This window comes from Streptomyces sp. CA-250714 (assembly GCF_050936705.1).
GTDB lineage: Bacteria > Actinomycetota > Actinomycetes > Streptomycetales > Streptomycetaceae > Streptomyces.
The window spans coordinates 60,768-78,909 of sequence record NZ_JBNJMI010000001.1; the positions used below are offsets into that span (position 1 = coordinate 60,768).

Sequence of the window (18,142 nt, forward strand, 5' to 3'; positions counted from 1 at the left end):
GATCGGATAGCGCCGTTGTTACCGGCATGTCCGTTCCTCGCGCGGAGGCGGAGCCCACCGCAGAGCGACTGAGCGACTCGCCTTCGGGATCGGGGTTGCCGCAACTGATCAGACTTTGGGGAGCTCTATGCTATGCCCATCTCGCGCATGGCGACGGAGGCGGGGCCGCCTTCGGAGCGTTCGGTCTTGTAGCCCTTGGCGGTGGGGGCCAGGGTGCGGGGGTCGACGGCTTCGGAAGGGGCGCCGGTGGCGTAGAGGCCGTCGGGGTCCTGGTCGCGGTCGTGGGGGGCGAGCCAGAAGACGCGGCGTAGCCAGGTGCCGGAGACGCGGGAGGGTTTGGCGTCGCGGATGAGGGTGGCATAGCCGACCAGGCCGCCGTCGCGCCCGGGGGATGCTGAGTTCGTCAGCCTGTAGTCAGGCTGCCGGCTGCTCAGAAGTTCTGAACGCCGTGCCAGTTGATGGCCCAGTCGCGGCTCTGCGCGTCAGCGACGGACAGAGCCTCATCGGCCATGTACAGGTAGGCCCGGAAGCCGGTGGTGGAAGGCTGGTAGATGGCGGCGGCGCCGAGCGCCTGGAACATCCTATTGCTGCCGGTCAGGGCGCTGGTGTAAATAGGGGTATCGAACGCGGCAAGGAACCGGGCGGAGCTGGTGTCCACGCCGATGCAGATCGACCTGCGGTCAACACGGCTGCCAGCCCTGCCCAGGCGTCGTGCTGCCGGCGGCAATGATATTCGGCATGAGAACGCTCCTTCTCCCAGTCGATACCGATGCACCCACGGAAACGGAAACAGCCCCCCGCCCCCGCCCCCGCCCCCGCCCCCAGCCACACGCCCCAACTCATAGATGCGCCCGGCGCGTTGAGCCTTCCCCAGCGCCGCGAGCCTCAAAGAACATGCCACCCTTTAGAAAGGTAAGTAGCTGTGCCAGACCCCTGTGACCGGTGACGTCCTGTGACGACTGGGCAGGTTCAATCGCTTTGGGGTCAGGGCGGGGTTGGGTCCGGGCACGGGTGAGATGTTCCGTGCGTGGATGGGAGAGCTTTCGGTCGGCTCTGGTGACCATGGGGGATGCGGCGGAGTCTGCGCTTCACGGGCAGGAGCCCCCTTGTTCGGCAAGGTGCCGGCGCTTCGGCCCGGGACAGCTGCTCAGGTACCCGATCGCCCAGAGCCGCGCGCAAGCTGCTGCTTCACCATGGGCCACTCGGTCCGCAGGACGCTGAAGAAGACGACGTCGCGGCGGCCGCCGTCGGGCATGGGGTCGTAGCTGCGCAGGATGCCCTCCTCGGTGGCGCCGATGTTGCGCAGGGCGCGGCGGGCCTGCTGGTTCAGCACATGCGTCTTGAACTCCACGCGCTCGGCCTCCATGCGCTCGAAGGCGTGCTCCATCATGAGGTAGTCCACCCAGCGGTTGACGCCTCGCCCCTGGAATTCGCGGCCGAGCCAGGCCTTGCCGATCTCCAGACGGCCCTCGGCCTCGGTCATGTTGCAGAAGCTCCTGCTGCCCGCGGCACGGCCGCTGCGCTTGTCTGTGACGTGGAAGACCGCGCGCCGTCCCGCCAGGTGTTCGGAGAGTACGCCGTTGAAGAAGACGTCGAAGTCGGTGTCGGTCTCGATCTGGTAGACGGTGTAGCGCCAGATCTCGGGGTCCATCGCGACGGCGTGCAATGACGCATGGTCGTCCCGGGCGATGGGCCGCAGCCGGACGTACTCGTTCTCCAGCGTGGTCGCCGCCATGTCCTGCCAGCTCATTGCCGTACCTCCGTCTCTCCGCTGAAGTCGCGGGCAGGCCGGGTCCTCGTCGCGCCCCGCCAGCCTCCCCCGGGCATCCTTCCCACAGGCAGCCGACCTCACAGGACGTCACCGATCAAGGGATATGGCACAGCTACTCAGCTTGTTCTTTAAGGTCGGACGTCGAACGCAGTTCGAACTTGATCACGGTTTCCGCAGTTCATCGGACGCGGAGACGGCCTTCGCTCGATCCTGTGCTCCGTCACAGAGGTAGAGGATCAGCGCGAAGGCCGTGGTCGTGAGTCTGGTGCATCAGGGTGTCCTGCGGTATGCGTTCGCGGAAGTGTCACGCTTCCGGACGGAGTTGTACGCGTCGCTGACCGCGCGGGCTGACGCATTGTTCGAGCTGGCCGACGCGATGCTGTGCACTGATGGGCCGGTGCGGTCTTTGGTCGGCCTCTCGCTCGCGCCCGAACACCGCCGCGGTCACGGGGCCCTCTACGGCGGGCTCAACTGCGGTCGGATCGATGTGAGTCGACTCCGCAGGGCTCTTGCCGAGGTGCCGCTGCCGCGGGCGGCAGACGGACGGCTGGTGCTGGCCGTGGACGTCTCGCCCTGGCTGCGGCCTGATGCCGGAACCGTGCCCGACCGGTCGTTCTGCCACACCTACGGCCGTGGCGATGCAAAGCACCAGATGATGCCCGGCTGGCCGTACTCGATCGTCGCGGCGCTGGAGGCGGGCCGCACCTCGTGGACGGCGGTTCTCGACGCTGTTCGCCTTCAACCCGGCGCCGATCTTGCCGCCGTCACCACCGCTCAGGTCCGCGATGTGGTCGAGCGGCTGATCGCGGCTGGTCAGTGGCGTGAGGGCGACCCCGAGATCCTGTTCGTCCTGGATTCTGGCTACGACGCACCCCGCATCGCCCACCTCTTGTCCGGCCTGCCGGTTCAGGTTCTCGGACGGCTCCGTTCCGACCGCGTGATGCGGCGGCCGGCACCGCCGCGGGTCTATGACCCGAAGGGCGGCCGGCCACCCAAGCACGGCGGCGAGTTCGTCTTCGGTGACTCGGCAACCTGGGGTCTCGAACAGGCCGTCACCACCACCGACACCCGTCTCTACGGGAAGGCGACAGCGCAAGCCTGGGACCGGCTGCACCCGCGGCTGACCCACCGGGCCGCCTGGCTCGACCACGACGGGCCGCTGCCCATCATCGAAGGGACTGTCATCCGCCTGGCCGTCGAGAAGCTGCCGTCCGGCGGGGTGAACAAGCCGGTCTGGCTGTGGTGGTCCGCCACCGGCGCTACGACGGAGGACGTCGACCGCTGCTGGCAGTCCTTCCTGCGACGGTTCGACCTGGAGCACACCTTTCGCATGCTCAAGCAAACGTTGGGCTGGACCCGTCCGCGGCTTCGTAGCTCGGCTGCGGCCGACCGCTGGACCTGGCCGGTGATCGCCGCCCACACCCAGCTGAGACTCGCGCGGCCCCTGGCAACTGACCTTCGCCGACCGTGGGAGAAGCCGTCCCCGCCGAAAAAGCTGACCCCCGCCAGGGTCAGGCGCGGGTTCCGGAACCTGCGCACGAAAGCAGGCTCCCCAGCCAGTGCACCGAAACCAACCCGCCCCGGCCCCGGCCGTCCACCTGGTTCGAGAAACCAGCGTCCAGCCCAGCGTCATGTCGTGGGGCGAACCCTCACCACCGGCCAGGCTTACAGCCGCCCCACCCACCACAAGAAGGGCACCAAACCACGACGCACTGCTTAAAAAACAAGCTGAGAACCGCGATGGTGCTAGCCATGTGCTCCGCTCCAGGGCAGGCCGGGCCCCCGGGCCGGCGCGCAGCAAAATTTCGCGCAGGGAAGAAACAGCCGTGACGCTGCTGTCCCTCGATTGGCAGGGCGGTGTCGCTCGTTCAGACCGAAGAACAGTCACTACTCGGTGAATCTTTCGGATCGCTGCTAAGAATGTGATCACTGCCGGGCAGGGTTTATCGCGACGCTTTCACCTCGGTCGAGAAAGAGCACCAATGGCGCGGCGGCAGGACATGCACATGAATTCGCAGCCGACTGCCGTGCCATCCCGGGCACCCGGCCACCTCGGAGCAACCGAGACGGGCGCACTGCACACACGGATCGGCACACCCCAAAGGAGGGCCCACATGTACATGTCCATTCAGAGGACCGTACCCGCCGCCATGGCCGCGATCGTGATGGCAGCCGCACTGCCGGCCGCTTCAGCGGTCGCCGACGACGCCAAGTGCTACGCCGACTGGGAGTTCACATCAGAGAGGGTCGCACCTACGGGCGCGCTGCAGGCCGCACTCGTCAACTACCACGCGACGAATGATGGCCTGCGATCTTCCAAGACACCCAGGGACAATTTCAGCGCTCACCAGAAATATTCAAAAGTAGGAAACTTCAAGTGCTCCGACGCCGCGAAAGCCACGCACTTCCTGGTGGACTGGAATAATCCGAGAAGGGATTTCACTTGGGAACTCAGGAAGATCCAGGTCGACATCCGCTTGCACAACGGCAACGATACGGTGCGCACCGTCACATACACAAACCCCAAGCCGAACTCGTTTTTCCGCTGGAATGGATTCCTCTACTTCCCCTTCGACGGCACCAAATAGCGTGACCTGATCAGACGTCCTGCCGGGGGCTGACTCATGGGACCATGCGCGCCATCGGCTGAGAGCGAGGCCCCAGCCCCAGTCGACGAAAACTGAGGAAGCGTCGCATCGTGCCGGTGATCCTCACGTAGGCGCTGCGACATTACCGGCGGGCGCTCGGAATACTCGCGGCCAGTTCCCCCGGGTTGCGTAGGGAGGGCGTGACCGGCGGGTTCGGGCTACCCGGCCCACCGTCATTCCGGCCACCTCCGCACAGGAGAGACCGAGTTGAACGGCACCGATGTTGTTGGTGCGGGATTTCACGGCTGGCATGGGGCAGTCGCCATTTGTTGGGGGCTGGTACCGTCCCGCCGCCGGTGCGGCGGCGTGGCCTGTGAGGGTCTGCTGGCGGCTGGCCCTCAGGGGCGGGGCGGAGTGAGGGGAGTGGGCGGTCCGCCGTTGGGGCTGGGAGACTGTCCTTTCGGCTGGGAGTTGGCGTAGCTGGCGGTCTCCTGGAGTCCGTCCACAAGGATGAGGCCCAGGTGGGTGGCGAGGGCGCTGGGCAGCCGGAGCAGCCTGGGCAGTAGGCCTGCACCGGCGGGGCGACCGGGGGTGGCCGGGACGGCGAGGTCGGAGCGGGGGGTGGGAATGACGGGGGTCTTGGGGGGAGCGGAGTCGGCCGGGGTGTGGCCGAAGCGGCGTTGGCGTTGCCGGTAGAGGTCCAGGGCGTACCGCAGGTGTTCAGCGCGGAAGTCCGGCCAGAGGATTTCGAGGAATACGAGTTCGGCGTAAGCGCAGTGCCACAGCAGGAAGTCCGAGATCCGGTGCTCGCCCCCGGTGCGGATGAGCAGGTCGACGTCGGGCAGCTCGGGGCACCGCATGTACTGGGGGAACGCAGCCTCCGTCACCCTGTCGGCCGGGACATGGCGGGTGATCAGCTCGCGTGCCGCGTCCAGGACGTCCCGCCGGCCACCGTGATCGAAGGCGATTGTCAGGTTTCGCCGGGTGTTGTCGCGGGTGACGTCCTCCGCCTCCCGCAGGCGGTGCAGAGCCTTCTCAGGGAGGGGAGGGTCGGTGGTCGCCAGCAGGCGGACCCGTACGCCCTCACCGTGCAGGCGCTCCAGGTCGCGGCCCAGCAAATGCTGTGCGACGAAGTGCACCGGGAAGCCGGCCTCCTCAGGGCACCGGTTCTCGGTGAAGGCCAAGAGCGTCAGCCACTCGACGTCCTCCTCGCCGGCGGTTTTCACCATCGCCCTGAAGGCATTCCCGGAGGCCACGTCTCCGTGTGGGCGTTCCAGTCCGCGCTGCTGGGCCCAGCGGCCGTTGCCGTCCATGATGCAGGCCACATGCCGAGGGGCCTTTGTGGGCATCCATCCTCCTGGCGCACAGAAAGTAGTTGATTGACTCTATAAAGTGACACAGCCCGGGTGGTGCGTGCTCCACCCGTTCTGGAGAGACACTCGCGTGTGTGACGCGCGGCGTCGGGAGGAAGCCCTGCCATGCCACCGCCCTGGAACCCGCTGTCCTGGATCACCCCACCCCAAGGACTCACTCCCTGGGGCCACGCGCTGAACTCCGCCGGCCTGCGCGGCGCCCGGCTCCGGGCCGACTACACGGAGGCGGCCGGTATGGCGTTCCGCCGGTTTCCCCTGTGGTACGTGCCCGCCCGGCTGTTCATGCCCGCTGCGTCGCAGCCGTACCTGCTCGCCGTCATCGCCTTCGGGCTCCACGGCGACAGCCTGGCCGACGCACCGGCCCACCAGCGTGACCCCGCACCGTTGCACGCCTGGAACGAGCAGATCCGGCAGGGGCTGCGCACCGGCCAGGCTGACCAGCCGTTCCTGCGTGCCTTCCTGCACACCGTTGCCGCACGCGGGCTGTCCCACTCCGACGTGCACGTCCTCCTGGTCGGCCAGGCCCAACAGTTGGCGTACACCGAGTACCCGACCGAAGGGGACTACGGCAACTACATCGAACGCATCAACATGCCGTTCACCCGCCTCATCCACGGAGCCGTCCTGCCCGGAATCCCCCAGCCACCCGCCTTTGCCGCCCGGGCACATGCCGAAGCCATCCAGCGCACGGACGACCTCGCCGACCTCGCCAAAGACCTGCGGCACAGCGGCAAACTCACCCTGCCCCTGACGGACCTGGCCCACTTCGGCGTCACCCGCACCGACCTGGAGTCCGGATGCGACACCCCCGCGGTGCGGGCCCTGCTCGCTCACGCCTGCCGCAAGGCCCGCACTGCCCTGGCAGAAGCGGAGAAGGCACTCGCCTCCCAGAGCCCGGAGTGCCAGCTGCTGTACCGTCCCGGCCTGATCTTCCAGCACCAGGTGATGAACACCGTGGAACACCGCGGCGCTTCCCTGACCCACCGCCCGGTCTCCCTCCCCCTCCACCCCTCTCCGGGCCATCTCCTGGACGGAGTGCTCCGCGTCCTGCACGGACGCCTACGGGTGGCCACCGCCACAGGCGTGCAGGCACGTTGAGCTTGTCATTTAACGACCGGCGTCGAACGCGGCTCGGACTTGATCAGCGTTTTCGCAGTTCGGCGGACGTGAAGGCGGCCTTCGTCTGCTCCTGTGCTTCGTCACAGAGTGGATCAGCGCGAAGGCCGTGGTCGTGAGTTTGGTACATCAGGATGTGCCGCAGGATGCGTTCGAGGAAGTGTCACACTTCCGGTCGGAGCTGTACGCGTGTCTGACCGTGCGGGGCGACGCCTTGTTCGAGTTATGCGACGCGCTGCTGGGTACGGCCGGGCCGGTGCGGACGTTGGTCGATCTCGCGCTCGCGCCCGGACACCGCCGTGGTCACGGAGCTCTGCACGGCGGGCTCAACCAGGGCAGGATCGACGTCGCCCGGCTGCGTCGTGCCCTGGCCGGGGTGCCGTTGCCGCGGACGGCGGACGGTCGACTCGTGCCGGCGGTGGATGTCTCGCCGTGGCTGCGGCCGGACGCCGACACATATGCTGACCGGGCTTTTTGCCACACCTTCGGGCAGGGTGAGGGCAAGCATCAGATGGTACCCAGCTGGCCGTACTCGATGGTGGCCGCGCTGGAGACCGGCCGCACGTCCTGGACGGCGGGTGCTGGACGCGGTTCGCCTGGAGCCCGGCGCCGATGTCGCCGCGGTGACCACCGTGCAGATCCGTGAGGTTGTCGAGCGGCTGGTCGCCGCCGGCCAGTGGCGGCCGGGTGACCCGGAGGTCCTGGTCGTGCTGGACGCCGGATACGACGCCCCGCGCATCGCCCACCTGCTGGGTGACTTGCCCGTCGAGGTCCTTGGCCGGCTCCGTTCCGATCGGGTGATGCGGCGTCCGAAACCCTCCCGAGAAGAGTTCCATCTGGCCAACCCCAAGGGCGGCCGACCGCCCAAGCACGGCGGTGAGTTTGTCTTCGGCGACCCAACAACCTGGGGCACCGAGCAGGCCATGACGGTCACGGAGACCCGGCTCTACGGGAAAGGCGACCGTGCAGGCGTGGTACCGGCTGCACCTGCGGCTGACCCATCGGGCCGCATGGCTCGACCACGACGGGCCGCTGCCCATCATCGAGGGCACCGTCATCCGCCTGGTCGTGGAGAAGCTGCCCAGCGGCGGAGTCAATAAGCCGGTCTGGCTGTGGTGGTCGCGCACCGGTGCCACCGAGGCGGGCGTCGACCGTTGCTGGCATTCCTTCCTCCGCCGCTTCGACATCGAGCACACATTCCGCCTGTTCAAGCAGACCCTCGGCTGGACCAAGCCCCGGCTTCGCAGCTCGGAAGCGGCCGACCGGTGGACACGCGCCTACGTCTTCCACTTCCACACGGGAGTCATCTGTACGAGGCGACAAGGCGCGCCAGATGCCGTCCCGCGACCTCCAGCGGCACCTCGCTGCGGGTGACCTGGGCCGCCAGTTCGGCGCCCTCCAGCGTGGCGATCACCGTGTGCGCCAGCTCCTCGGCGTCGTCCTCGGAGAACCCCGCGTCGCCCAGCTTCTGGGTGACCACCGCCCGCCAGTGCGCGAATGCCTCGGCCGCCGCTTGCTGGATGCCGGGGGCACCGGTGGCCGTACCCACGACGGTGGAGGTGACCGGGCAGCCGTCGAGCCAGTCGGAGTCGCGCAGCCCCTGGGCGAGGGACGCGGTGAGGGTGACGAGGGCCTTTTCGGGCTCCGGCTCCGCGTCGAGCGCCTCGCGCAGCAACTCGGTGAACTCCTCGTCGCCGAGCCGCACGGCGGCCGTGCCGAGTTCCTGCTTGCCGCCGGGGAAGAAGTGGTACACGGAGCCGAGCGTCGCCCCGGCCTCGCGGGAGATCTGCTTGATGCCGGTGCCTTCGTAGCCCTGGCGCTGCATCAGGCGTGAGGTCGTACGGACGATCCGCTCACGGGTACCGGCGGTCTCAGGGTCATGCGGGGCCTTGGTCTTCACACCGCCACACTACCGAACTAGAGCGTTCGTTCTAGAGCTGTGCTAAGTTCCTCGCTGGATAGAGCGTTCGTTCTAGTCATTCTCGGGGAGATTTCTGTGAGCACGTCTGCTGTGAACACCGCGTCCGTGACGGTCATCGGCCTCGGCCCCATGGGCCACGCGATGGCCGGTGCCTACCTGGACGCCGGCTATGAGGTCACCGTCTGGAACCGCACCGCAAGCCGCGCCGACGACCTGGTGACCAGAGGCGCGGTGCGCGCCGCCACCGTCGAGGAGGCACTGGCGGCCAACGAGGTGGTCGTGCTGAGCCTCACCGACTACGCCGCGATGTACAGCATCCTCGGGCCCGCCGCCTCGGCGCTCGCGGGCCGCGTCCTGGTCAACCTCAGCTCGGACACCCCCGAGAAGGCCCGCGAGGGTGCCGCCTGGGCGGCAGAGCACGGGGCGCGCCACCTCACCGGCGGAGTGCAGACGCCGCCGTCCGGCATCGGCTCGAGGGAGTTCAGCACCTTCTACAGCGGACCCCGAGACCTCTTCGACAAGTATCAGGACTTCCTGAAGGTGATCACCGACACGGACTACCGGGGCGAGGACCCAGGTCTGGCCGCGCTCTACTACCAGCTCCAGATGGACCTCTTCTGGACCACACTGACCGCCTGGCTGCACACGCTCGCGCTGGCGAACGCGAACGGCATCAGCGTCTCGGAGATCAAGCCGTACGCGGCCGAGACACTGGGCGGGATGAGCCAGTTCCTCGACTTCTACACGCCGCGTATCGAAGCAGGGCAGCACTCCGGAGACGTCGAACGGATCTCGATGGCCGTGGCGAGCCTGGACCACGTCGTGCATACGACGCGGGACTCCGGCGTGGACCCGACACTGCCCGCCGCGGTGCTGGAGACATTCCGGCGTGGAGCGGCCGAGGGCTACGAGGAGGACAGCCTGACTCGGCTGTTCGAGGTGTTCGGGCGAGGAGCAGCGGCGAAATAGCGGCTCCCCGGCGGGCCCGGGCCGGTTCCGCAGCCAGGCCCTGCCCGGCGGACCAAGGTCTGATCCGCCGGGCAGGGCCCTGGTCTTCGCGGCACCGGGTCCCCGGGGCCAGGTGCCCGATGCCGAGCACCTTTCCCTGCTGCCCGATGACCGCGCAGGCCCGTTCCAGCACCGCCGTGAAGAGCTGCTCCCTGCCGCCGAAGCTCCTGCGTCGCGACCGTCCAAGATCTCCACCCGCGTACGGGCCGCGTCGCTGCCGTCCGGAGGAATGCGTCGGCGGTGGCGCGGCGGTCAAACGGCTCCTTGCGGGTGGGGGGAGCGGCACAGACCGGTCCAGGACGGGCCCGCGAAGCCCCGCCTGGATACTCCCCCCGGCCCGTGCGGTACCGAGTGAAGGCAGACCCGGCAAGCGGAGGCCGAGCATCACCCCCAGGGTCACCTCGCTCAGCGACTGCGGCCTCGCCTCCCTTTACGTACTCAGAGAGGCTCACCGAAAAGCCCTGCCGGCGCCCAGCGGATCAAGCCGCGTGCCGGCGGTGGTCACCGATCCGATGCACGTTCTGCACCGCGAGTTCGTCGCGTTCCTGCGTGGGGGTGAGACGGACGCCGACGTGATAGTCCTGAACCAGCATCCAGCCGAGGAATCCAGCGGCGAGAGTGCAGGCGACACCGGCCGACGTGAACGCCAGGCCGAGAGTGACCCCGGTGGCCGGGCCGTTCCAGTGAGTGACGTAGGTCCCCAGGCTGACGGCGAACAGCGCGAGAGCGATGACGTTGAGGGAGGCGTGAGCCAGGCCGACGGTTTTGGCCGCCGAGCTGCGCGGAATTCCGAAGGCCCAGTCGACGAATCCGGGGAGCGCGGCGAGCAGTGCGCTGCCCACGCCCGCGACGTTCAGCGCGATTGCCAGATTGAGCCAGAACTGATCCCCGCTGGCCGCATACACGGCAAACCCCACGAGAGTTCCGGTGTAGCAAGCGACCGGGAAGCCGACCAGCATGGGATGAACGGGGTGACCGGCGACCGTGGCCTTGCTGTACATGAAGCCTCCCAAAAGAGCCCCTTGGATCGGGCATGTCGATCGCTCAACTCAGCGTCCCACTGCAGCCGGGCTCCGCAACCTGGACCGGACTGATCAGTTGCAGCACTCTCCATCGGCAGCCCTTCCCCACTGCGGTTGTCGGTGTCGCTGCCGTAAGTGATGTCAACGCCGGACGGCACGTCTCCCCCACACCTTGAAGGTGACGGTGTCGGCGCCGGAAGGCGATTCGGACCCTTCGGCTTCTCGCTTTCTTCGAGGTCCGGGTCTCTTCCGGCTCTGTGTCGCCGCCCCCGGAACCGCAGGCCGCGGCGAGGGGGATGACCTGTATTCAAGCGATTGAGAAAGCCCAGGCGAAAAGCCGCTGAAGTGCATCGGTTGCCGGGGGTTTTTGAAGCCCTCTGGTGCCTTTCGTCGTGAGACGGCTCCTCGGCGCTGTACTCCATTCAGGTTGGCGGATGGAAACGCGACGGGCTGGTTGATATGGGCAACCCGAGTTGTCAGCCGGCAGCCGACCTCGTCGCGTTGCGAACCGGGCAGTTGCAGGAGCTGATGGAGGTCATGACGCCGGACATGGCCCTGATCGGCGATGGCGGCGGCGTTGTGGCTGCCGCTCCGGCTCCGATCCACGGGGTCGAACCGGCAGGACCGGTCATCCTGGTACGCCCGGAAACCTCGCCGCTCGACATGCACGGCATCCTGCCGCCGCCGGAGTCGTCACCGCCCGGGCCGAGCCGACCACGGGGCAGTCGTCGCACCAGCGATGGGCAAGCCAGCCGTCGCGGGTCTCCAGGGCCTCACCGTCGCCGACGCCTCCGTATGAGCCGGTGGGCGCACGACAGGCGAGGGAGCGCTCATCACCATCGACGGAACCGGCGGCTACGTCATCCTCGGCGGCCCACGCATCACCACGGCCGCGGCCGATCCCCAGCTGCGCGGCCTGCCCGCATGGGCCGACGAGGTCTGCGGCGACACCTGCGAACGTCCCGGACGCCAGCGCCTCGCTGCCGCCCATGCCGCCCTGCTCCACCGACATTGACGGCGGCTCCGGGAGCCGGATGGTCGGTCTTCGGTAGGGTCGGCGCGTGGTGGAACCTGTGCTGCGAGCGAAGACCTGGAGCGGGGACACCTTCGAGAACCCCTTGGAGGATGACCTCTTCGATCTGCTGAGCGAGATGAACCTGAGGCACCGGTTCGTGATCGTGGAGCGCCTCGACAAGGAGCCGGCCGGCCAGCACTACATGCAGGTCTACCTCAACGACGACATGAGCTGCCAGGTCGAGTACCGCGAGGGCGGCCCGGACCAGCACTTCCAGGCCTTGGTGCCGGGCCCGTTCGAGATGTCCGGGCACGGGACCGTGGCCGTCGTACTGAAGGACTGGGCCCGCGACCGGCCGGGATGGCGCGAGGCGCTGTCCTGGACTCCGTGGTCCCCGACGGCCGAACCTCGACAGTGAGGACCAGGGAGGCAGTGCGGATGCAACGCCTGCTCACGGCTCCACGGTGAGTTTCAGATCGTGCGGCAGAGGCGGGCTGCATCCAGAATTGCGGCATGGACGTTCCTGCTTGCCACCGCGTCTCCTACGCGGAACAGCTGGAACGAACTGTTTTCGTTGCGCATCACCGACTGGGCTTGCGCGACAGCAGTTCCGCGAAGTCGACGGCGCCCAGGTTGGTCGAGGAATCGCGCACTTCGTCGTAGAGCTCCTGGACCGGATCGGTGCCCATCTCGGCGACGACGGCATCGAATGCGCGGTGCTCCCGGAACCCGGAGCCGTCCACGCCGGGTTCCACTTCCAGGCCCTCGGGGGTCCTGGCAACGGCACGCATCCGACGAAGGACGGTGACCGCGACACCATTCTCCGCGAAGGAGCTGAAGTAGCCGGACGCCGTGAGTGAGCCGGCATCGGGTGAGAGCATTCGCTCAGGCGTGACGACTTCGACGGTGGAGCCTCCCCGGACGAGGGCCTCCACCGCGTCGAGTGCCTGGTTGCCGCCGTGGTCGTCGTAGACCATCACACGCCCCTGGAGCCGTCGCGCCCCGGCGAGTACGTCCCAGGTGTCATGGACCAGGCCGGCCCCGGGAATGCGGGGTGGCGCAGGGGTGCCGCCGGTTGCGACGATCACGACGTCCCATGGCTGCTCGAGAAGCGTCCGGCCGTCGACGTCGGAGTTCAACGAGCATCTCCGTCAACTCATCCGCCGTCCCCGTTCGTGCGCACCCGTCCCAGGCTTCCGAACTCGTGCTTCAAGCGGCCGTCACCCGTCCCGCCCACTCCGTCACCCGCCGGGCCAGCGCCCCGCCGTGCCGGGCCCAGCGGAAATGGTCGAGCCGGTCGGTGCCCGCGAGCTCGGCGGTGTAGTGCCAGTGCTCCAGCTCGGCTCCCGGCACCTTGGCGCACAGGTGTGCCTGGGCGCGGGGCGGGGCGAAGGAGTCGCCCTCCACGCTCACCGAGAGCACCGGCAGCCGCAGCTCACGCAGCCGCTCCTCGACGCTTTCCCCGTGCGGGGGCAGGCGGTAGCGGCCGGTCCGCGACTGGAATGCCCAGTCCCTGATGACGCCCGGCGGCTGGACCCCGCCGAACATGAATCCGGGCCAGCGCCCCCGTACCGTCGCGTACGCCACCATGAAGGTCCCGAACGCCAGCATGCCGGGCGAGCGGAGCCCGAACGCGCGGTGATACACGGACGCGGACGCGACCAGCGCGACAGCGTCCGGCCCCCGATCCCCGGCCGCTGCCGACTCCGCGGCCTGGAGCAACGCGAGTTGCCCGCCCAGGCTGTGCCCGAGCACGACGACAGGCGAGGTGGGGAACTCCTTCCGTACAGCGGCGAGCGCGGCCCGCAGGTCGTCCACCAGTTCCCGGTACCCGCACGACCGCCCGTCCGGCGCCCGTTCCCCCTGCCATCGGAAGTCATACACGGCGGCGGTCACCCCGGCGCCGTGCAACTCCCGTATGAGCCGACGGTAGAAGCCACCCGGCGTGCCCATGGCGGAGGCGATCAGCACGACGGGCCGCTCCGACTCTCCGCCGAAGCGCAGCCCGTGCAGCGGGAAGCGCTCCCCGTCGGAGCTGTGGACCTCGGCCAGCGGCTCAAGCTCGGCGTACTCAGCGGTAGTCACAACGGGCAGGATGGCACAACCCCGCGGCCGGCCGGTCGGGCGCCGTGCCCTCGGTATCGACCCCGCGCCGGCGGGGAGGAGGCCACGGGGCTACGGCAAGGCAGTAGTCCTGGTCGTCGTGGCGGCCCCGGTGCTGAGGTGATCATCTTCCGCGCTGTGTCACGGGCTGTCGGCGGTCGGCAAGGGGCGGACGGTGAGGATCTGCTGTGCGTGTCCGACTGGGCCGGTGACGTCGTGCAGGACGATGCTGGAGACGCCCTGGCCGGTGAGCCCGAAGGTCACCGTGGTGTCCAGCCGGTCCAGTGGCCTCGAGGCCGGCGGTGGAGGTGGAGGGTGAGGCCGACGTGGAAGAACATCCACGCGGTGGGCGGCTGGCGTACGGCGATGCAGTTGGCAGTGTCGACGAGCGCGGTGTAGGACCCGAGGAGGCTGGTGGCCTGCCCGGCCACGAGGTCGAGGTCGGTGGAGACCAGGCGGTCGTACGGCCCGGTTGCGGGGGTGCGAGAGGGCGGACGTCCAGTGAGGCGATCGATCCCCGGGCCACACGGAGGTCAGTGGCCAGGAGGCAAGCGTCTCGGGAGGGGCAGCTGGTCGCCGCCGACGGCGACGGCTCTGGTGTCGCCGACGGCGAGGAGCCAGGCGCGGGCTCGTACGGCGGGGCGGTCGGCGAAGAGGGCGATGACTTCGACCAGTTCGATGGTGCGGCCGGGCCGGATGGTCTCCACCCGGATCTCGCACTCGTCGAGGGCGAGGCGTCCGAGGATGTCGAAACCGATCCTGGACAGGGCCCGGCCGGTGCCGGCGAACCATCTGGACAGGGCCGTCACCTGGACCTTGGCGGGCAAATCATAAGAACCTTCAGGTGGAGTGTCACACCCGGCCGGATTCCGGCACCTGTAGCGGACGAAAGACCCGTCTGCACTCGGAGGTGCCAGCGTGCTCTCGTGCCGGGCGTCGCGGACCCGGGCTGATCCGAAACGAAACACCTAGGGCGTGTCTCACAGTGAGCTGAGCGGCGTGTCTTGATCAGGAAGTGGCGAGGTCTTGGGTAGAGGTTCATCGATCAAGAAGGCCTTGCGCAGCGGAGACCAGGAGATCCAGGTCATCTGCGGGGTGTGGTGGTCACTTGGTGTTCAACGGGATCCCCGAAAGCTGCACACCTGGCTGGTCTGACGGGAAGTGCCTGGTCGCTGTTGGACCTGAAGGAATGTGGCTCGGCGCTGACCGGCAGTCACGGGTCCCCGCGCTGTTAGGCTCCGACGGGTCCTGGCGAATCCTCGGTAAGAAGGCTGGCAGTGGCAGGCCCCCAGATAGGAATCGACGAGCAGTCAAAGTACGTGAACGAAGTCACGCAAGGAATTGTGCAGCGGCTCCCAGGAAGTTGGTCCAAAGCCGAGTTCACGTATGTGGCGGCCGGTGGCACGAGCAGTTACGAGCTCGGCGTCACGATGGTGGATGACACGAGCACGCAGGTGCACGATGTCCCGCTGACCAGTGTGCGTGCGTTGATGAGACTGCGCCGTGGCATGTATCGAGAAGGCGCGGGAACGCGGTTCACAGCAACCTTCACGGTTCACAGTTCCCTGAAGTGCGAGACGCATTTCGACTATGAATCCGAACCGAACTTCCCTATCGGGATTACTCCCGCGAGCTTCGTCGAGGACCTGAAGCGATTTCCTCGTGACGAGAAGAACATTCCGGACTGGCTCCGCATGAAACTACAGAAAGCACAAAAGGGACCCTTCTAGGGCCTTTTCAAAGTTGATCAAAGCCATTCGTTGATGGCGGCGATGTAGACGGTGGCCTCGTAGCGGACGGCGAGCTTGCCGAACCTGCTGGCGAGTGCCCGATGGCGTTTGAGCCGGTTGATCCCGCACTCGACGGCGTGGAGCTGGCGGTAATCGGCCGCGTCAAAGCCCGGTGGTCATCCGCCGCGGGCGCCGCGCCGGAGCCGATGGTCAGCTTGGTCGGCCGGTTCGGGGATCGTGGCCGCGATGCCCCGTCGCCGTGCGTGGGCGCGGATCGCTCGGGACGAGTACGCCTTGTCGGCCCGCACTCGGTCCGGCGGGGTCCGGGGGCGCCCGCGGCCGCGCCGTTCCCTCGCTGACCGCCGCCGCTCCCGACGACTGGCGCCGCCCCCTCGCCCTCTTTCTCGACGCCCTCCACGTCTCCTCTCCTCCCCTCTCCCCGCACCACCCTCACCGCCGCCCAACTTGGCTCCACGCTCCACCAACTGGGCCCGTCATTCGACGGATTCCGCGAGCGCCTGCCCACCGCAGCACAGCGGGAAGTCTTCGAAGAGACCGGCCTGACCGTGGTCGCCGACCGCCTGCTGTGGGTACGGGAGTCGGCCCGACGGCCACGAAGACGGAGAACCGATCCACAGGGTCGAGATCACGTTCTTGTGCACACTGACCGGAAGCCCAGCGCCGACCGGCGGCCTCAACGAAGACGACAACCAACTCGGGCTGGAATGGGTCTCGTTGGTCAAGACCCGCACCCTCACTACCCTCAGCCGCGACTACCAAGAGCGCATCGCCGCACTGGCAGACCCGTACCCACACAGCGTCGACTACCTCGGATACCGCCCGTGAGCTGTACCGCACCTCCGCGACCTGCCGGCCGACAACCGCACCGGACAGCCAAGACGCCGTCTGCTGAGGTCAGGCCCGACCTCGACATTCATCAACCTCAGTGACCAGACCGCCGCACACCGCGCGCTCCCAGAGCACGTGGTGCCACTCGTTGGCGTCCGGTGCCGGCTTGCGCGTCAGCACGGGGTTCGAGACAGCACCGCTTGTTCCACCCACCGTCTCGCCAACGGATCCATCACCAACCGCATCCTCGTCCTGGACCACGGCCGCATCGTTCAGACCGGGACCCACGATGAACTGCGCCACTGCTACGGCCTCTTCGAGGAACCCCACGACCTCCAGGAAGGCACGCATGCCACACCCGCCCAGGCCTAGGTTCCCCTGTTTCACGGGCATTCCCGCGGGCTCATGGGCACCGTTCCGAGCGATTCCGCGTGATCACGGGTAACCGTCGCGCTCGGTGGCGCGACCTCCCCCGCTGGCCAACGGTGCACCCGCGCCTCGGGCGCTGCCGTATTGCAGCGCCAAGGAAGCGGGCCGACCGTCGAACGGCAGTAGTTTCGTGAGGAGTTACGGCTCCAGGCGGCGGAGCGGTTCGCTCGGGGTGAGGCGAGCTCGGTGATCGCCGAGGACCTGCGGGTGAGCGTCCGTTCGGTGCAGCGGTGTCGGCGGACGTTGGACGAGGACGGTCCACGGGCGCTGCGGTCGCAGGGGCCGACATCGTTTCCGAGGCTGAGCGAAAAGCAGTTCGCGCAGTTGGAAGCGGAGCCGGCCAAGGGTACGGCCGCGCATGGCTGGGAGGATCAGCGGTGGACGCTGGCCCGGGTCAAAACGGTGATCGGCCAGCGCTTCCACCTGACCTACACGATCCAGGGCGTGCGGAAACTCCTGGTCCGCAACGGCTGGTCTTGCCAGGTTCCCACCCGACGCGCTGTCGAGCGGGACGATGACGCGGTCGCCGGTGGGTCAAGGAGGGGTGGCACTGCGCGGAAGACTCGCGGCGGCTCGTGGAGCCTGGCTCGTCTTCGAGGACGAAGCCGGATTCTCCATGACGCCGCCGCGGGCGAACACCTGGTCACAACGCGGACACACACCGGTGGTGCGGGTCCGCGGCCGTTCCCGCAGACGGATCTCCATTGCCGCACTGACCTGCTACACCCCCGGCCACCGCTCAAGGCTGATCTACCGGCCACGCAGAGACGCCGGCCGACGCGACGGGCGCAAAGCTTCTCCTGGCGCGACTACCGGGACGTGCTGATCGCCGCCCACCAGCAGCTCGGCGGCCCAGCAGAGCCAGCACGTTGCCGCGCCACCGGGCCAGGTGAGCGCCGTTGAGGAAGATGCTCAACATGTCCTGGTCTGGGACAACCTCAACGTCCACAAAGCCGCCGACCTGCGGCAGCGGGGCGGCAGCCGGGAGTGGCTGACCATCTCCTACCTGCCGCCCTACGCACCCGACCTCAACCTCGTCGAAGGCATCTGGTCTCTCCTGCGACGCGGATGGCTCTCCAGCATCGTCTTCAGTACCCCCGAACACCTCGACGAGCGCATCCGACGCGCTTACGCCTCATCCATTACCGCAGTCACCTCATGGACGGCTGCCTCGCCGAGACCGGCCTGACCATCGGACCCACCTGATCAGCGACACG

General features: G+C 68.0%; 16 protein-coding genes and 5 pseudogenes. 10 read left to right on the top strand and 11 right to left on the bottom strand.

What is annotated here, in order from left to right; all coding sequences use genetic code 11:
- Nucleotides 1-125: 125 nt before the first annotated feature.
- The 3 genes and pseudogenes from ACQEU8_RS00365 to ACQEU8_RS00375 all read right to left on the bottom strand — a co-directional run.
- Nucleotides 126-383 (bottom strand): annotated as a pseudogene (locus ACQEU8_RS00365) (DUF6009 family protein); the annotation flags it as partial.
- Between the two features lie 47 nt (nt 384-430).
- Nucleotides 431-658, bottom strand: coding sequence for a hypothetical protein (locus ACQEU8_RS00370; protein WP_433095662.1), 228 nt, complete (start codon nt 656-658; stop codon nt 431-433).
- Nucleotides 659-1,147: 489 nt separating this feature from the next.
- Nucleotides 1,148-1,750: a GNAT family N-acetyltransferase gene (locus tag ACQEU8_RS00375; protein ID WP_433095663.1), complete on the bottom strand. Its 603-nt coding sequence runs from the start codon at nt 1,748-1,750 to the stop codon at nt 1,148-1,150.
- Nucleotides 1,751-2,027: 277 nt separating this feature from the next.
- Between ACQEU8_RS00375 and ACQEU8_RS00380 the strand changes: the two genes are divergently transcribed.
- A complete protein-coding gene (locus ACQEU8_RS00380) occupies nt 2,028-3,491 on the top strand; it encodes an NF041680 family putative transposase (protein WP_433102071.1) in 1,464 nt (487 codons plus the stop codon).
- A 394-nt stretch (nt 3,492-3,885) separates the two neighbouring features.
- Nucleotides 3,886-4,359 (top strand): hypothetical protein, encoded by a 474-nt coding sequence (locus ACQEU8_RS00385; protein WP_433095664.1) that lies wholly within the window; start codon nt 3,886-3,888, stop codon nt 4,357-4,359.
- Between the two features lie 398 nt (nt 4,360-4,757).
- Here ACQEU8_RS00385 and uppS read toward each other — a convergent pair whose 3' ends face one another.
- Entirely contained in the window at nt 4,758-5,708 is a 951-nt protein-coding gene (gene uppS / locus ACQEU8_RS00390) for a polyprenyl diphosphate synthase (RefSeq protein ID WP_433095665.1), read from the bottom strand.
- Nucleotides 5,709-5,837: 129 nt separating this feature from the next.
- Here uppS and ACQEU8_RS00395 point away from each other — a divergent pair, with 129 nt between their 5' ends.
- The 3 genes and pseudogenes from ACQEU8_RS00395 (at nt 5,838) to ACQEU8_RS00405 (ending at nt 8,222) form a co-directional block, all read left to right on the top strand.
- Nucleotides 5,838-6,830: a squalene/phytoene synthase family protein gene (locus tag ACQEU8_RS00395; RefSeq protein ID WP_433095666.1), complete on the top strand. Its 993-nt coding sequence runs from the start codon at nt 5,838-5,840 to the stop codon at nt 6,828-6,830.
- A 217-nt stretch (nt 6,831-7,047) separates the two neighbouring features.
- Nucleotides 7,048-7,717 (top strand): annotated as a pseudogene (locus ACQEU8_RS00400) (transposase); the annotation flags it as partial.
- A 94-nt stretch (nt 7,718-7,811) separates the two neighbouring features.
- Nucleotides 7,812-8,222 (top strand): hypothetical protein, encoded by a 411-nt coding sequence (locus ACQEU8_RS00405; protein ID WP_433102515.1) that lies wholly within the window; start codon nt 7,812-7,814, stop codon nt 8,220-8,222.
- Here ACQEU8_RS00405 and ACQEU8_RS00410 read toward each other — a convergent pair.
- Nucleotides 8,152-8,748, bottom strand: a complete 597-nt coding sequence (locus ACQEU8_RS00410; RefSeq protein ID WP_433095667.1) for a TetR/AcrR family transcriptional regulator — start codon at nt 8,746-8,748, stop codon at nt 8,152-8,154. The two genes, ACQEU8_RS00405 and ACQEU8_RS00410, sit on opposite strands and share 71 nt — an antisense overlap.
- Nucleotides 8,749-8,844: 96 nt before the next feature.
- Between ACQEU8_RS00410 and ACQEU8_RS00415 the strand changes: the two genes are divergently transcribed.
- On the top strand, nt 8,845-9,738 hold the full coding sequence (locus ACQEU8_RS00415) for an NAD(P)-dependent oxidoreductase (RefSeq protein ID WP_433095668.1): 894 nt from the start codon (nt 8,845-8,847) through the stop codon (nt 9,736-9,738).
- Between the two features lie 518 nt (nt 9,739-10,256).
- Here ACQEU8_RS00415 and ACQEU8_RS00420 read toward each other — a convergent pair.
- A complete protein-coding gene (locus ACQEU8_RS00420) occupies nt 10,257-10,778 on the bottom strand; it encodes a DUF2231 domain-containing protein (RefSeq protein WP_433095669.1) in 522 nt (173 codons plus the stop codon).
- A 1,082-nt stretch (nt 10,779-11,860) separates the two neighbouring features.
- Here ACQEU8_RS00420 and ACQEU8_RS00425 point away from each other — a divergent pair.
- A complete protein-coding gene (locus ACQEU8_RS00425) occupies nt 11,861-12,232 on the top strand; it encodes a hypothetical protein (RefSeq protein ID WP_433095670.1) in 372 nt (123 codons plus the stop codon).
- A 163-nt stretch (nt 12,233-12,395) separates the two neighbouring features.
- On the opposite strand, the gene ACQEU8_RS00430 is transcribed toward ACQEU8_RS00425, so the two are convergent.
- The 3 genes and pseudogenes from ACQEU8_RS00430 to ACQEU8_RS00440 all read right to left on the bottom strand — a co-directional run bounded on the left by ACQEU8_RS00430 (nt 12,396) and on the right by ACQEU8_RS00440 (nt 14,834).
- Nucleotides 12,396-12,953, bottom strand: coding sequence for an FAD-dependent oxidoreductase (locus tag ACQEU8_RS00430; RefSeq protein WP_433095671.1), 558 nt, complete (start codon nt 12,951-12,953; stop codon nt 12,396-12,398).
- Nucleotides 12,954-13,023: 70 nt separating this feature from the next.
- A complete protein-coding gene (locus ACQEU8_RS00435) occupies nt 13,024-13,899 on the bottom strand; it encodes an alpha/beta hydrolase family protein (protein ID WP_433095672.1) in 876 nt (291 codons plus the stop codon).
- A gap of 159 nt (nt 13,900-14,058) precedes the next feature.
- Nucleotides 14,059-14,834 (bottom strand): annotated as a pseudogene (locus ACQEU8_RS00440) (acyl-CoA thioesterase domain-containing protein).
- Between the two features lie 360 nt (nt 14,835-15,194).
- Here ACQEU8_RS00440 and ACQEU8_RS00445 point away from each other — a divergent pair.
- Nucleotides 15,195-15,647, top strand: a complete 453-nt coding sequence (locus tag ACQEU8_RS00445) for a hypothetical protein (protein ID WP_433095673.1) — start codon at nt 15,195-15,197, stop codon at nt 15,645-15,647.
- A gap of 17 nt (nt 15,648-15,664) precedes the next feature.
- On the opposite strand, the pseudogene ACQEU8_RS00450 reads toward ACQEU8_RS00445, so the two are convergent.
- Nucleotides 15,665-15,994, bottom strand: a pseudogene (locus ACQEU8_RS00450) (IS5 family transposase); the annotation flags it as partial.
- A gap of 219 nt (nt 15,995-16,213) precedes the next feature.
- Here ACQEU8_RS00450 and ACQEU8_RS00455 point away from each other — a divergent pair.
- Nucleotides 16,214-16,597: a hypothetical protein gene (locus ACQEU8_RS00455; RefSeq protein ID WP_433095674.1), complete on the top strand. Its 384-nt coding sequence runs from the start codon at nt 16,214-16,216 to the stop codon at nt 16,595-16,597.
- On the opposite strand, the gene ACQEU8_RS00460 is transcribed toward ACQEU8_RS00455, so the two are convergent.
- Complete coding sequence (locus tag ACQEU8_RS00460; RefSeq protein ID WP_433095675.1) at nt 16,563-16,847, bottom strand: hypothetical protein; 285 nt, start codon at nt 16,845-16,847, stop codon at nt 16,563-16,565. The genes ACQEU8_RS00455 and ACQEU8_RS00460 overlap by 35 nt on opposite strands.
- A 162-nt stretch (nt 16,848-17,009) precedes the next feature.
- On the opposite strand from ACQEU8_RS00460, the pseudogene ACQEU8_RS00465 reads away from it, so the two are divergent.
- Nucleotides 17,010-18,131 (top strand): annotated as a pseudogene (locus ACQEU8_RS00465) (transposase).
- Nucleotides 18,132-18,142 lie beyond the last annotated feature (11 nt).